Here is a 14,068-nt window from a genome sequence, read left to right as displayed (position 1 = left end):
GCGATGCCAATTTAGCGCCAGATTGATACCACTTGAATACCAATAAAAGGTTTCATAAGATCTTTGGACACGGCCGCTGACAGGCCGAATCCTTCCGGGTGGGGGAGACATGCGAATCCCGTATGTGGCGCGCGCTGGCGCGCCGTCTCGTCGTCGGCGCGCGGCGGCCGGTTGTGCGTCGTCGGCGAGTGTCGCCGTCATCGACCGCGCAGGTCGCGCGCGCGCCTTTGCCCATGGGCACGTCGTCACGGCATCCACATCAGCAGCAGCCGCTGCCGTGCGCCGCCGATGAAGACGCGCACCCGCCCGCGCCGATCCGACCGGCACGCCTGCCCGCCACCCGTTCCGTAACGCACGCGCCCGCGTGCCGACTTCGCGCGGAGCAGCCGCATCGCCCGCGCACCCTGTTGTCCCCGCAGCTCCGTTGAAAGACCCGTTCGCAGCGACGTCATCCCGTGACGCCGCTACGCCCCCTTTTGTCTCAGGAGTCCGCATGAACCGAACCTTGTCCACCCTGTTTGCCGGCCTGCTGATCGTGGCGCTGTCGCCGGTCGCGCTCGGCGCGCCGCCGGCGTCGAGCGCGGCGGTCGCGACGGCCGGCGCCGTCCGTCCCCCCGTGCCGCCGGCCGAGCTCGCGGCTCGGCTGTCGAACGGCCTCGCGTTGCGCGTCGCCGTCGACAACAATCACGCGGCCGCGGCCGGCGTGCCGTGCGCCGATCTCGGCGCCGACGGCGCGGCCTGCGCGACCGGCCGCCTGATCCTGCAGAACCGCGGCCACCAGGCGATCGCCGATGGCGGCTGGAAGCTCTACCTGCACAGCATCCGCCGCCTGCTGCGGATCGACCGCCCCGGCTTCGCGCTGCGGCGGCTCACCGGCGACCTGTACGAACTGACGCCGCAACCGGGCTCGGTGCGGCTTGCACAGGGCGAGCGCATCGAGCTGCCGTTCGTCGCCGAATACTGGCTGCTGCGCTACAGCGACGTGATCCCGCGCCCGTACGTGGTCGTCGACGGCGCGCCGCCCGCCGTGCTCCGCTACAACGACACCGACGACGAGCTGCGCTACGTCGAATCGCTGCCGGCCGACGCGCAGAACAACTCGACCGGCAATGCGCCGCCCGTCGCCGCGCGGCCCGACGCGAGCCGCGCGCTGCCGAGCGTGAAGCGCGAGCAGCCGCTGCCCGGCACGCTCGACCTGCGCGGCGTCGAGCTCGCGCTGCCCGATTTGCCGGACGCGCAGGTCGCGGCACTGCGCGAGCGCGCAACGACACTCGGGCTCGACGGCGCACGCGTGCCGGTGCGCGGCGCCGTCGCGCCGCGCCGGCTGCCGGCCGACATCGCGACGCCGGGCGGCTACCGGCTCGCGATCGGGCCGCGCGGCGTGCTGATCGAAGGCTACGATCGTGCCGGCCTCTACTACGGCGTGCAGACGCTCTACTCGCTCGCGCCCGCCGGCGGCGGCCCGATCCCGGCGATGCTCGTCGAGGATGCGCCGCGCTTCGCGCATCGCGGAATGCACGTCGATCTCGCACGCAACTTCAAGCACCCGGCGACGCTGCGCCGGCTGATCGACCAGATGAGCGCGTACAAGCTCAACCGCCTGCACCTGCATCTGTCCGACGACGAGGGCTGGCGCATCGAGATTCCCGGCCTCCCCGAACTCACCGAGATCGGGGGGCGCCGCTGCCATGACCCGAGCGAGACACGCTGCCTGCTGCCGCAGCTCGGCTCCGGCCCGGACAACCGCTCCGGCGGCGGCTACCTGACGCGCGACGACTACGTGTCGCTGGTGCGCTACGCGGCCGCGCATTTCGTCGAGATCATCCCCGAGATCGACATGCCCGCGCATGCGCGGGCGGCCGTCGTGACGATGGAGGCACGCTACAAGCGGCTGCATGCGGCCGGCCGCGAGCAGGAAGCGAACGCATACCGGCTGCTCGATCCGCAGGACACGTCGAACCTGACGACGGTGCAGTTCTACGACCGGCGCAGCGACCTGAACCCGTGCGTGCCGGGCGCGCTCAATTTCGCGTCGAAGGTGATCCGCGAGATCGCGGCGATGCATGCGGACGCGCAGGCGCCGCTGCACACCTGGCACTACGGCGGCGACGAGGCGAAGAACATCTTCCTCGGCGGGGGCTTCCAGCCGCTGAGCGGCACCGATCCGAACAAGGGGCGCATCGACCTCGCCGCGCAGGACAAGCCGTGGGCACGTTCGCCCGCATGCACGGCACTGCTCCAGCGCGGCGAGATCAAGTCGATCGACGAGTTGCCGACACGTTTCGCGCAACAGGTGAGCGCGGCGGTCAGCGCGAACGGGATCGACACGATGGCCGCGTGGCAGGACGGCATCAAGCATGCGAACGGGCCGCAGGACTTCAGCACGCGCCACGTGATGGTGTCGCTGTGGGACACGATCTTCTGGGGCGCATCGGACAGCGCACGCGACCTGAGCAGCAAGGGCTACCTGACGGTGCTCGCGCTGCCCGACTACCTGTACTTCGACTTCCCGTACACGCTGAACCCGCGCGAGCGCGGCTACTACTGGGGCTCGCATGCGACGGACGAGTACAAGGTGTTCTCGCTCGCGCCGGAGAACCTGCCGCAGAACGCCGAAGTGATGGGCGACCGTGACGGCAACACGTTCGAGGTGACGGGCACGGGCGCCGCGCCGCGCATCGAAGGCATGCAGGGGCAGGCGTGGGGCGAGGTGATGCGCAATGACACCTTCCTCGAATACATGGCCTATCCGCGGCTGCTCGCGCTGGCCGAGCGCGCATGGCACCGGGCCGACTGGGAGCTGCCGTATGCGGCCGGCGTGCGCTTCAGGCGCGGCGACACGCATCACGTCGACACGGCCGCGCTGCAGCGCGACTGGGCCGGCTTCGCGACGCTGCTCACGCAACGCGAACTGCCGAAGCTCGACCGGGCGGGCGTCGGCTACCGGAAACCGACCTTCACGCTGACGAATCCGTGAACGGCTGAGTGACGAGGTGATGCGCGTTGCACGATGCGCGCAGGCGCATCGAATCATCCATCACCCGCACCAAAGAAAAACGGCTTGCGACGCATCGCAAGCCGTTTTCGTTTTACCAGCCGGCCCGAACCCGCAGCGCGGATCGGATCGGCTTCATCGCATCAGCATCAGGCCGGTTGTGCGGCCGCCCCGCTGCCCGACGGCGGCAGGCGCGCGCCGAGCTGTTCGGCATAGCGCGCCGCCGCGTTGCCGCAGACGATGTGGAACGTGTCGAGCGACACCCATGCGACGTCGAGCGCACCGAGACGATCGCGATCGACCGCCGACGGATCGCGTACGACCACCCGCAGGCGCGTGGTCGCGACCGCGTCGAGCGACACGACGTTGGTCGCGCCGCCGAACACCGCGAGCCAGCGCGTCGGCTCCGGATCGAGCGGGCCGGCGGCCGCGCCCGTGACGGGCTGTGCCGCGGCGGCCGTCGCCGTCGATGCCGCGCCGCTGCCGATGGCGGCACGCATTTCGTCGGCAATGATGTCGGCCTCCGGCCCGATGATCACCTGCACGCTGTTGCCGCCGCGCTTGAGCACGCCGCGCGCGCCGATCGACTTCAGTTCCGGCTCCGAGACCTTCTCCGGGTCGACGACGGTCAGGCGCAGGCGCGTCGTGCACGCGTCGACGACCGACAGGTTGCCTGCCCCGCCGAGCGCGGCGATGTAGCGTTGCGCACGCGGTGCAGCGGCAACCGCAGCGGCACCTGCAGCCGGCGCGACGAAGCCGCCCGATGCGTACGATTCCGCGGCCGCGTCGGCCGAAGCCGGCTCACGGCCCGGCGTGGCCATGTTGAACTTGCGGATGAAGAAGCGGAACAGCCCGTAGTACGCGGCGCCGTACGCGATGCCGAGCGGGATCGCGATCCAGCCCTTCGTCGACAGCCCGTAGTTCAGCACATAGTCGATCGCGCCGGCCGAGAACGTGAAGCCGAGCTTCACGCCGAGGATCTGGCAGATCGCGAGCGACAGCCCCGTCAGCACCGCGTGGATCACGTACAGCACCGGCGCGAGGAACATGAAGCTGAATTCGATCGGCTCGGTCACGCCGGTCAGGAACGACGTGAGCGCCATCGAGAACAGCAGGCCGCCGACCATCGCACGGCGTTCCTTCGGCGCTTCGTGCAGCATCGCGAGACACGCGGCCGGCAGGCCGAACATCATGATCGGGAAGAAGCCGGCCATGAAGGTGCCCGCGGTCGGGTCGCCCGCGAAGAAGCGGTGCAGGTCGCCGTGCACGATCTCGCCGCCGGCGGGCGGCGTGAAGTTGCCGAACACGAACCATGCGAGCGAGTTGATGATGTGATGCAGGCCCGTGACGAGCAGCAGTCGGTTCAAAAAGCCGAACACGAACGCACCGATCGCGCCCGCCGTCGTCAGCCACTGGCCGGCCGCGTCGATCAGATGCTGGACCGGCTGCCACACGTACCCGAACGCGATGCCGAGTACCACGCAGACCAGCCCCGTGATGATCGGCACGAACCGTTTGCCGCCGAAGAACGCGAGGTAGTCCGGCAGCTTGATGTCCTTATAGCGGTTGTACAGCAGCCCTGCGACCACACCGGCGATGATCCCGGACAGCACGCCCATGTTCAGCTTGGGATCGATGTCCTTCATGATCGCGGTTTCGATCAGATAGCCGATCGCGCCCGCGAGCGCCGCCACGCCGTTGTTGTCCTTCGCGAAACCGACCGCCACGCCGATCGCGAACAGCAGCGGCAGGTTGTCGAAGATCGCGCCGCCGGCGTCGGCGATCATCTTGATGTTGAACACGTCCGGCTGGCCGAGTCGCAGCAGGATGCCGGCAACCGGCAATACCGCGATCGGCAGCATCAGCGCCCGGCCCAGGCCCTGTATTTTCAGAAACGGATTCCCGTTCATTCAGTCCTCCAATCCTTGTCTCGTCATTAATCGTCGTTGACCTAATTGCTTTCGTCTTGAAACCGGTCGCGAACCTGCCGTCGACGCTCAGTCGAGCGGCCAGACCTCGCGGCTTGCTGCCCTTACCGCCTGTGCCGAATCGAGCGCGAGCAGATCCTGCGCGCGCTGACGGCACAACTGGTAATCGAGACGGCGCACACGCGCCTTGATGCCCGGCACCGATACGGGGTCGACCGACAGTTCGGTCACGCCGAGGCCCACCAGGATCGGCACCGCCAGCGGATCGCCGCCGAGTGCGCCGCACACGCCCACCCACTTGCCGTGCTTCGCGGCGCCGCGCACCGCGATGTCGATCAGGCGCAGCACGGCCGGATGCAGGCCGTCGGATTGCGCGGCCAGGTCGGCCTGGCAGCGGTCCATCGCGAGCGTGTACTGCGTCAGGTCGTTGGTGCCGATCGACAGGAAGTCCGCGTGCTGCGCGAGCTGGTCGGCCAGCAGCGCGGCCGACGGCACCTCGATCATCACGCCGACCTCGATCGGCTCGGTGCGGCCCAGTACGCGCGCGAATTCGTCGATGCGCTTTTTCAGGCGCACGAGCTCGCCCGCGTCGGTCACCATCGGCAGCAGGATGCGCACCGCGCCGAACGGCTTCACCGCGAGCAGGCCCTGCAGCTGATCGTCGAGCAGATCGGGGCGCACCTGCGCGAGACGGATGCCGCGCAGGCCGAGCGCCGGGTTCGGTTCAGGCGGCAGCGTCAGGTAGTCGACTTCCTTGTCGGCGCCGACGTCGAGCGTGCGGATGATCGCCGTGCGGCCCTGCAGCGCGTCGACGATCGACTGGTAGCTCTGCTGGTGCTCGACGACCGTCGGCGCGGCCTGGCGATGGATGAACATCAGCTCGGTGCGCAGCAGGCCGACCGCGTCGGCGCCGTTGTCGACCGCGGTGTTCGCGTCGTCGAGCGTCGCGATGTTCGCGGCGACCTCGATCGCGCGGCCATCGACCGTCGCGGCCGCTTCACCGGCCAATTGCCGGTTCGCCTCGCGCACGCCGTCCAGGCGCTGGCGCTCGTGCCGCGCACGTTCGACGTCGAGCGCGGTCGGCGCGTGTTCGAGCCGGCCCGCGCTCGCATCGACGACGACCTGCGTGCCGTCCGGAATCGCGTACAGCGCATCGCCGACCGCCACCAGCGCCGGAATGCCGAGCTGCCGCGCGATGATCGCCGCGTGCGACGTCGCGCCGCCGCGCGCCATCACGAGCGCGGTCACGCGCTGGCGATCGAGCGACGACAGGTCGGACGGCGTGAACTCCTCGGCCGCGAGCACCGCTTCGTCGGGCAGCGCACGTGCCGCACCGTTCGTATGGCCGAGCGCGCGCAGCACGCGCTTCTCGATGTCGCGCAGGTCGGCCGCGCGTTCGGCGAGCAGCGCATCGTCGAGTTTCGACAGCGTGTCGATCTGCGTGCGGATCGTCGCGCGCCAGGCGAAGCCCGCGCTCTTGCCGAGGCTGATCAGGTCGCGCGCCGCGTCGATCAGCGTCGGGTCTTCCAGCAGCACGCGGTGCACCGCGAAGATGCCCGCTTCGCCGACCGCGCCGCGCGCCGATGCGTTGCGCACCGTTTCGTCGAGTTCGGCGTCGACGGCCTTCAGCGCCTGGTCGAGCTGGCGGCTTTCCGTGGCCGGCGTGCCGGCGGCCTGTTCGGGCGGCATGATTTCCGCATCATCGAGACGCACCAGCGTGCCGACCGCGATGCCGGGTGCCGCGCACACGCCTGCCAGCGTGTTCGGGTCGATGGGCGCACCGACGTTGCGTGCGACCGTCTGCGGCGCGGGCGACCTCAGCCGCGCCGGTTTCTCCTCGACTTCGCCGTGCGCTTCGCGCAGCAGCTCGTGCTCGACCGCATCGACGGCCTGCTGCGCATTCGCGCCACGGCCGACCAGTTCGACCGTCGCGCCTTCGCCGGCGCCGAGGCCGAGCAGGCCGACGACGCTCGCGATCGACGCCTTGCGCCCGTCGAACAGCACGTCGACGGTCGCGTCGAACCCGCGCACGGCTTCACGCGCCCGCGCGGCCGGTCGCGCATGCAGGCCACCCGGCTGCGCCAGCACGATTTCACGGCGCACTTCGTTTTGCGCCGCGGCGCCGGTTTGTGCCGCCTGCGCGGCCGCTTCGCCCTTGCCGCGCAGTGCCAGCAGCGGCGTCTCGCCGGCCGTCGCGAAGCCACTGGCACGATCGACGACCTCGAACGCATCCGAGTTCGCGATCGCGATCACCGACACGAGCGAATGCGCGCTGCGCGCCACCGCATCCTGGTCGAACTCGATCAGCAGCGTGCCGGCCTCGACACGCGCGCCGGCCTCGACGTGCGCGATGAAACCCTGCCCGTTCAGCTCGACCGTGTCGATGCCGATGTGCAGCAGCACTTCCGCGCCTTGCGGCGTCGTGATCGTCACCGCGTGGCCCGTGCGCGCGAGATGCGACACGACGCCCGCGCACGGCGCGACGAGCTGGCCCGCGAGCGGGTCGATGCCGATGCCGTCGCCGAACATCCCGCCGGAGAACACCGGATCGGGCACGTCGGCCAGTGCGACGATCGGCCCCGTCATGGGGCTAAGCAGGACGATCTGATCGTGGGTGGGGCTCTTCAACTGGGACTCCTCGGCGCGTCTCATCGGCGGTCTCGGCTATCAGTGCGTTTCGGTGACTTTGTTCAGGTGGCGCGGCGTGTCCGGATTGCGGCCGCGCGCAACGGCGAGATCCGCCGCCATCACGTAGAACGAAAGAATGGCGGCGATCGGGTCGAGCGCCGAATGGGCGGACTGCGCGAGCGGCAGCGTCGCGCCGGGTATGCCGGCGGGCGCCGCGAGCAGCACGGCGGCGCCGCGGGCGCGCATGTCCGCGGCAAGCTGCAGCAGGCCGGCCTGCTCGGGCCCCGGCGGGGCGAACACGAGCAGCGGATAGTCGCGGTCGATCAGCTCCATCGGGCCGTGACGGACTTCGGCGCTCGAGAACGCCTCGGCCTGGATGCCGGACGTTTCCTTCAGCTTCAGCGCGGCTTCCTGCGCGATCGCGAGGCCCAGGCCGCGGCCGATCACGATCATCCGCTCGACACCCGCCAGCGCGGCCACCGCCTGCGACCAGTCGAGCTGGCCGGCCTGTGCGAGCACGTCGGGCAGGCCGCGCAATGCGGTCGTCAGCGCGGCGTCGCGCTGCCAGTACGCGACGATCTGCGCGGACAGCGACAGCATCGCGATATAGCTCTTCGTCGCGGCCACCGACAGTTCGGGGCCGGCGAGCAGCGGCAACTGGTGCTCGCACGCGTCGGCGAGCGGCGACGGCAGCACGTTCACGGCGGCGACGGTGCGCGCGCCGGCTTCGCGCAGCGCGGCCATCGTATTGACGAGATCGGGGCTCTTGCCCGACTGGGAGAAGGCGATCGCGAGCTGGTCCTGCACCTTCAGCGGCGCCTGCTGCAGCGTCGCGACCGACATCGGCAGCGACGCGACCGGCACGCCGAGGCGGCTCATCGTCAGGCTCGCGAAATAGCTCGCGGCGTGATCCGAGCTGCCGCGCGCGACCGTCAGCGCGACGGCCGGCGGGTGATCGAGCAATTGGCCGGCGAGCGCTTCGACGCGCGTCGTGTCGGCGATCTGCGCGGCGACGACCTGGGCGGACTCGCGCGCTTCCTTAAGCATATTCGACAATCGATTCTCCTTCGACGTAGGTCGCGGTGAGGTTCAGGTCGCGGTCGAACACCGCGAGGTCGGCCCATGCGCCGCGCTCGAGGCGGCCGCGATCGGCGACGCCAAGGTAGTCGGCCGCGTAGCGCGACATCCGGTTCGACACGTCGGCGATCGGCAGGCCGAGCGACACGAGGTTGCGCAGCGCCTGGTCCATCGTCAGCGTGCTGCCGGCGAGCGTGCCGTCGGCGAGGCGCACGCCGCCGAGGCACTTCGTCACGTGCTGGCTGCCGAGCCGGTATTCGCCGTCGGGCATGCCCGTTGCGGACGTGCTGTCGGTCACGACGTACAGGCGCGGGATCGCGCGCAGCGCAGCACGAATCGCGCCCGGGTGGACGTGCAGCAGGTCGGGGATGATTTCCGCGTATTCGGCGTGGGCAAGCGCCGCACCCACCAGGCCCGGGTTGCGGTGATGCAGCGGCGACATCGCGTTGAACAGGTGCGTGAAACCGCACGCGCCGTGCTTGAGCGCGGCCACCGCGTCGTCGTAGGTTGCGAGCGAATGGCCGAGCTGGACGCGCACGCCGCGCGCGGCCATCTCGCCGATGATCTCGATGTGGCCGGCGATTTCCGGCGCGAGCGTGACGACGCGGATCGGCGCGATCGACAGGTACTTCAGCACTTCGTCGAGCACGGCCGACACGGCCGCGTCGGGCTGCGCGCCGAGTTTGCCGGGGTTGATGTACGGGCCTTCGAGGTGCACGCCGAGCACACGCGCGCCGCCCGGCGTGCGGGTGCGCGCGACGGTGCCGAGGTTCGCGACGACCTGCATCAGTTCGTCGCGCGGCGCGGTCATCGTCGTCGCGAGCAGGCTCGTCGTGCCGAATTGCGCGTGCGTGCGGGCGATCGTCTCGATCGCGTCGCCGCCTTCCATCACGTCGGCACCGCCACCGCCGTGCACGTGCAGGTCGATGAAGCCGGGCAGGATGTAAGGCGCGTCGTTCTTCGCGGGATCGACGGGCTTGCCGTCGAGGGTCGTGATGCGGCCGTTCTCGCTATCGAGCGAACCGTGAATCCAGCCGTCGGGGGTAAGGATGTTTCCAGTCAGCATGACGTTCTCTTGATGATCTGGTGACGCGGGCATCCGCGTCGTGATTTGCAAATCCGTGTCGTTGCTTCACGCGTGTCGCGCGCGGGCAGTCTCGCGCGTCAGCGTTTCAGTTCGGCGACGAAGTCGTAGTAATCGTCGCGGCAATACGTTTCACTCACTTCGATCGCGCGCTGGTCGGCGCCGTAGCCGATCCGCGTGATCACCAGCAGGGCCGATCCCGGCTTCACCGCCATCCATTTCGCGATCGCGTGGGTCGCGTTCGCCGCGCGAAAGTGCTGCAGCGCGCGCACGACGGTCATGCCGCGCGCTTCGAGGTATTCGTACAGTGACGCGTCGAGCACCTGCGGATCGGGCACCACCGCGGCCGGCAGCGTCGAGTGCTCGACGGCCATCACGATGCCGTCCGCGCGGCGCAGCCGTTCGAGCCGCGCCACCGTCGCGCCGGGCGCGAGGCCGAGCCGCGTGATCTCGTCGCGGTTTGCGGCGCGCAGCGTGCGCGACAGCCACACCGAATCGGGCACGAAGCCGCGCTGCTGCATCTTCGCGGTGAAGCCGACGAGACGCGACAGCGGATCGGCGACGCGCGGCGTGATGAAGCTGCCCGCCCCGCGCGCCCGCTTGATCAGCCCCTGCTCGACCAGCAGCGCGAGGGCGCGACGGGCCGTGATCCGCGACACGCCGACCGACACCGACAGCAGCCGTTCCGACGGCAGCGCCTCGCCGGCCCGCCACGCGCCGGCGTGGATCGCGCTCGCCAGATTGCGGGCGAGCTGCAGATAGAGCGGCGTATCGCTGAGGGGATCGGGCGCCAGTTCGGACCAGCCGGTTTCCATGTGCCTCCGGGTGTCGGACGACGACCGCAGGCCGTCGAAAGTGAGGGCATTATATAACCACCATAATACCAGTCAACGAACTGGTATTAGTGGCGCCGAAATCGCCGGAAGCCTTGCCCGGCAAGCGTTTTAGTTCTCACAAACCCTTTGTTTACAACGAAGTACGGGGTAGGGATTTACCCGGATTGGTATGCAAGGGGACAGTTCCAGTACGCGGTTCGGCCAGGTTTTGGGCGCGAATATGAGACCTGGATAGGACCAGTTGAGCCGATTGGTATGCACGGGTGGCGACGCATCGCGCGTTCGGCGGCGCGCGCCGGTTGCGTCAGTGGAATCAGTGGAATTCGCGGCTCGACGTGCGCAGGCCGCCGAGCAGCGGCGTCAGATCCTCGAAATGCTGCACGACGAGGTGCCTCACGTCGCTCGCGACCTGCCACACGCCGGACGCGGCAAGCAGCCGCGAATCGAGGGTTTCGCGGCGCTGCCGCGCGAGCAACTCGGGCCGGACGATCAGGTTCACGCAGCCCGTTTCGTCCTCGAGCGTCATGAACATCACGCCTTTCGCGGTGCCCGGCATCTGCCGCGCGGTCACGAGCCCGCACGCACGCGCGAGCCGGCCGTCGGGGCGGTCGTGCAATTCGGCCGCGGACGACAGCCGCCGCGCGCGCAGTTCGGACCGCAGCAGCGCGACGGGATGGCGGTTCAGCGTGAGGCCGGTGGTGTGATAGTCGGCGAGGATGTCGTCGGCTTCCGACGGCGCGCCGAGCGCGGGCTTCTCCACTTCGTCGATCGGCGCGGTCGCGAGCAGGTCGCGTTCGGGGGCGGCCGCAACCGCTTGCCATAGCGCATCGCGGCGATGGCCGGCGAGCGTCGCAAGCGCGTTCGCGGCGGCGAGCGCTTCGAGATCGCGGCGTTCGAGTTGCGCGAGGCGTGCGAGGGTGTCGACGTTGTCGAACCGGCCGGCCGCCGTGCGCGCGGCTTCGATGCGGCGTGCGGCGGCTTCGCCGAGCCCCCGCACGAGCGACAGGCCGAGCCGCACGGCCGGCTGGCCGTGCGGCGGCGGCTGATCGGGCAACGCTTCGAGCGATGCTTCCCAGTTGCTTTGCGTCACGTCGATCGGCAACACCTGCACGCCGTGCCGCTTCGCGTCCTGCACGAGCTGCGACGGCGGGTAGAAACCCATCGGCTGGCTGTTCAGCAGCGCAGCGAGGAAGATCGCCGGTTCGTGGCATTTGAGCCAGCTGCTGGCGTACGCGAGTTTCGCGAAGCTGGCTGCGTGGCTTTCGGGGAAACCGTAATCGCCGAAGCCCTTGATCTGTTCGAAGATCTGTTCGGCGAAGTCGGGCGGATAGTCGCGCTCGCGCATCCCGTCGACGATCTTGCGGTGATATTTCTCGAGATTGCCCTTGCGCTTCCATGCGGCCATCGCGCGACGCAGTTCATCCGCCTCGCCGGGCGTGAAGCCTGCCGCGATCATCGCGATCTGCATCACCTGCTCCTGGAAGATCGGCACGCCGTACGTACGCTCGAGCGCGGGCTTCAGGTCCTCCTTTGGATAACTGACCTTTTCGAGTCCCTGGCGCCGTTTCAGATAAGGGTGCACTGCCCCGCCCTGGATCGGCCCCGGCCGCACGATCGCCACCTCGATCACCAGATCGTAGTAAGTCTCCGGGCGCAGGCGCGGCAGCATCGACATCTGCGCGCGCGATTCGATCTGGAACACGCCGACCGTGTCGGCACGACAGATCATGTCGTAAGTCGCCTTGTCATCCTGCGGAATATGCTTCAGCGTAAACGGCTCGCCATCCGGCTCCGGCGGCCCGCGCCACGCGGTACGCATGTCGAATGCGCGATGCAGCGCCGACAGCATGCCGAGCGCGAGCACGTCGACCTTCATCAGCTTGAGCGATTCGAGGTCGTCTTTATCCCACTGGATCACGCGCCGCCCGTCCATCGCCGCATTCTCGACCGGCACGAGCCGCGTGAGCTTGCCGCGGCTGATCACGAAACCGCCCGAGTGCTGCGACAGGTGACGCGGAAAGTTCAGCAGCCGCGCGGCGAGCCGGGCCCATGCCTGGATGAGCGGCGTCTCGGGATCGAGCCCGATCGTCGAGAATTGCTGCAGCAGGTCGCGGCTACCGTCGAACCAGCGGTGCGCTTTCGCGACGCGATCGACCAGCATCGGATCGACGCCGAGCGCCTTGCCGGTTTCGCGCAGCACGCCGCGCGGACGATAGGTCGATACGGCGGCTGCGAGTGCTGCGCGGTTGTGTCCGTACTTCTCGTAGATATGCTGGATCACCTCTTCCCGGCGCTGATGCTCGAAGTCGACGTCGATATCGGGCGGCTCGCCGCGCTCCGCGCTGATGAAGCGTTCGAACAGCATCGTGCTCTGCTCGGGATTCACCTCGGTGATGCCGAGGCAGAAGCAGACGACCGAGTTCGCCGCCGAGCCGCGCCCCTGGCACAGGATGTTCTGGCTGCGCGCGTATTTGACGATGTCGTAGACGGTCAGGAAGAACGGTTCGTAACTCAATTGCGCGATCAGGTCGAGTTCATATCGGATCTGCTTCGACACCTTCTCCGGCACACCTTGCGGATAGCGTGTGGCCGCCCCGGCCATGGTTTCCTGCTCCAGATAGCTCGTCGGCGTGAGCCCCTTCGGCACGATCTCGTCGGGATACTCGTAGCGCAGCGAATCCAGTTCGAAAGGACACGCATCGAGAATCGCGCACGTCTGCGCAATCTCCTCCGGCGAGAACAGATTCCCGATCCGGTTCCGCCCACGCAAATGCTGTTCCGCATTCGGCGCAAGCGCATACCCGCACTCGGAAACCGGCATGCCGACGCGAATCGCCGTCATCACGTCCTGCAGCTCCTTGCACGAGCGCCGGTGCATCGTCACGTCGCCCAGCGCGACGACACGCACGCCACGCCGCTCACCCGCCGCACGAATCTCCTCGCGCTGCGCACCGTCCAGCGCGCGCTGCAGTTGCACGAGCCCCAGCCGCGCCCGCTCGCCGAACGTCGTGCGAAACCACGCGACCTGCGCATCGAGTACATCAGCACGCACCGGATACGTCGGCACGAGGATCGCGAAGCAGTCGGGCATCCCGCGCAAATGCGCAAACTCGGCAGGCGGCGCCGACAGCATCCGCGACGTCAGCTTGTAAGTCCCCTTCGGCGATGCCATCCGCCGCCACGAAATCAGCTCGGACAGGTTGCCGTAGCCCTCGCGATTCTGCGCCAGCAACACGAGCCCGAACGCGCCGGGGCCCGGATCGTGGCCAGGCGCGACTTCATCCGGCGTGACGTCGAAATACGACCCGATGACGAGCGGCAACCCTTTCGCCTTCGCCGCGACGTGCATGCGCGGCGCGCCTGCAAGCGAGCATTCGTCGGTGATCGCAATCCCGCGATAGCCGAGCTCGGACGCGCGCTCGACCAGTTCCTCCGCATGCGACGCGCCATGCAGGAACGAAAAGTTCGAACGGCAGAACAACTCCGCGTAATCGGGCAGCCAGCTGAATTCCGCAACCAT

7 protein-coding genes are annotated in these 14,068 nt (G+C 68.8%); 1 reads left to right on the top strand and 6 read right to left on the bottom strand.

Annotated features, from left to right (window positions below; translation table 11 throughout):
- The first annotated feature begins 493 nt into the window (after positions 1–493).
- Positions 494–2,977: a family 20 glycosylhydrolase gene (locus tag LGM56_RS21980; protein WP_226206775.1), complete on the top strand. Its 2,484-nt coding sequence runs from the start codon at positions 494–496 to the stop codon at positions 2,975–2,977.
- 167 nt (positions 2,978–3,144) lie between these two features.
- On the opposite strand, the gene nagE is transcribed toward LGM56_RS21980, so the two are convergent.
- The 6 genes from nagE to LGM56_RS21950 all read right to left on the bottom strand — a co-directional run bounded on the left by nagE (position 3,145) and on the right by LGM56_RS21950 (position 14,068).
- Positions 3,145–4,905: an N-acetylglucosamine-specific PTS transporter subunit IIBC gene (nagE, locus tag LGM56_RS21975; protein ID WP_226206774.1), complete on the bottom strand. Its 1,761-nt coding sequence runs from the start codon at positions 4,903–4,905 to the stop codon at positions 3,145–3,147.
- 87 nt (positions 4,906–4,992) lie between these two features.
- The gene (ptsP, locus tag LGM56_RS21970) at positions 4,993–7,575 is read right to left on the bottom strand and encodes a phosphoenolpyruvate--protein phosphotransferase (RefSeq protein ID WP_226206773.1); all 2,583 of its coding nucleotides are present in this window, start codon (positions 7,573–7,575) and stop codon (positions 4,993–4,995) included.
- A 15-nt stretch (positions 7,576–7,590) separates the two neighbouring features.
- Positions 7,591–8,598 (bottom strand): SIS domain-containing protein, encoded by a 1,008-nt coding sequence (locus LGM56_RS21965; RefSeq protein WP_226206859.1) that lies wholly within the window; start codon positions 8,596–8,598, stop codon positions 7,591–7,593.
- Complete coding sequence (nagA, locus tag LGM56_RS21960) at positions 8,591–9,694, bottom strand: N-acetylglucosamine-6-phosphate deacetylase (protein WP_047852242.1); 1,104 nt, start codon at positions 9,692–9,694, stop codon at positions 8,591–8,593. The genes LGM56_RS21965 and nagA overlap by 8 nt, the downstream gene beginning before the upstream one ends.
- 98 nt (positions 9,695–9,792) lie before the next feature.
- Positions 9,793–10,527: a GntR family transcriptional regulator gene (locus LGM56_RS21955; RefSeq protein ID WP_226206772.1), complete on the bottom strand. Its 735-nt coding sequence runs from the start codon at positions 10,525–10,527 to the stop codon at positions 9,793–9,795.
- A gap of 334 nt (positions 10,528–10,861) precedes the next feature.
- Positions 10,862–14,068, bottom strand: a complete 3,207-nt coding sequence (locus LGM56_RS21950) for an error-prone DNA polymerase (RefSeq protein ID WP_226206771.1) — start codon at positions 14,066–14,068, stop codon at positions 10,862–10,864.

It is taken from the genome of Burkholderia sp. AU38729 (assembly GCF_020419725.1).
Classification (GTDB): domain Bacteria; phylum Pseudomonadota; class Gammaproteobacteria; order Burkholderiales; family Burkholderiaceae; genus Burkholderia.
Note: the sequence above shows the minus strand (reverse complement) of the source record. Positions and strands in the feature narration are given on the sequence as shown.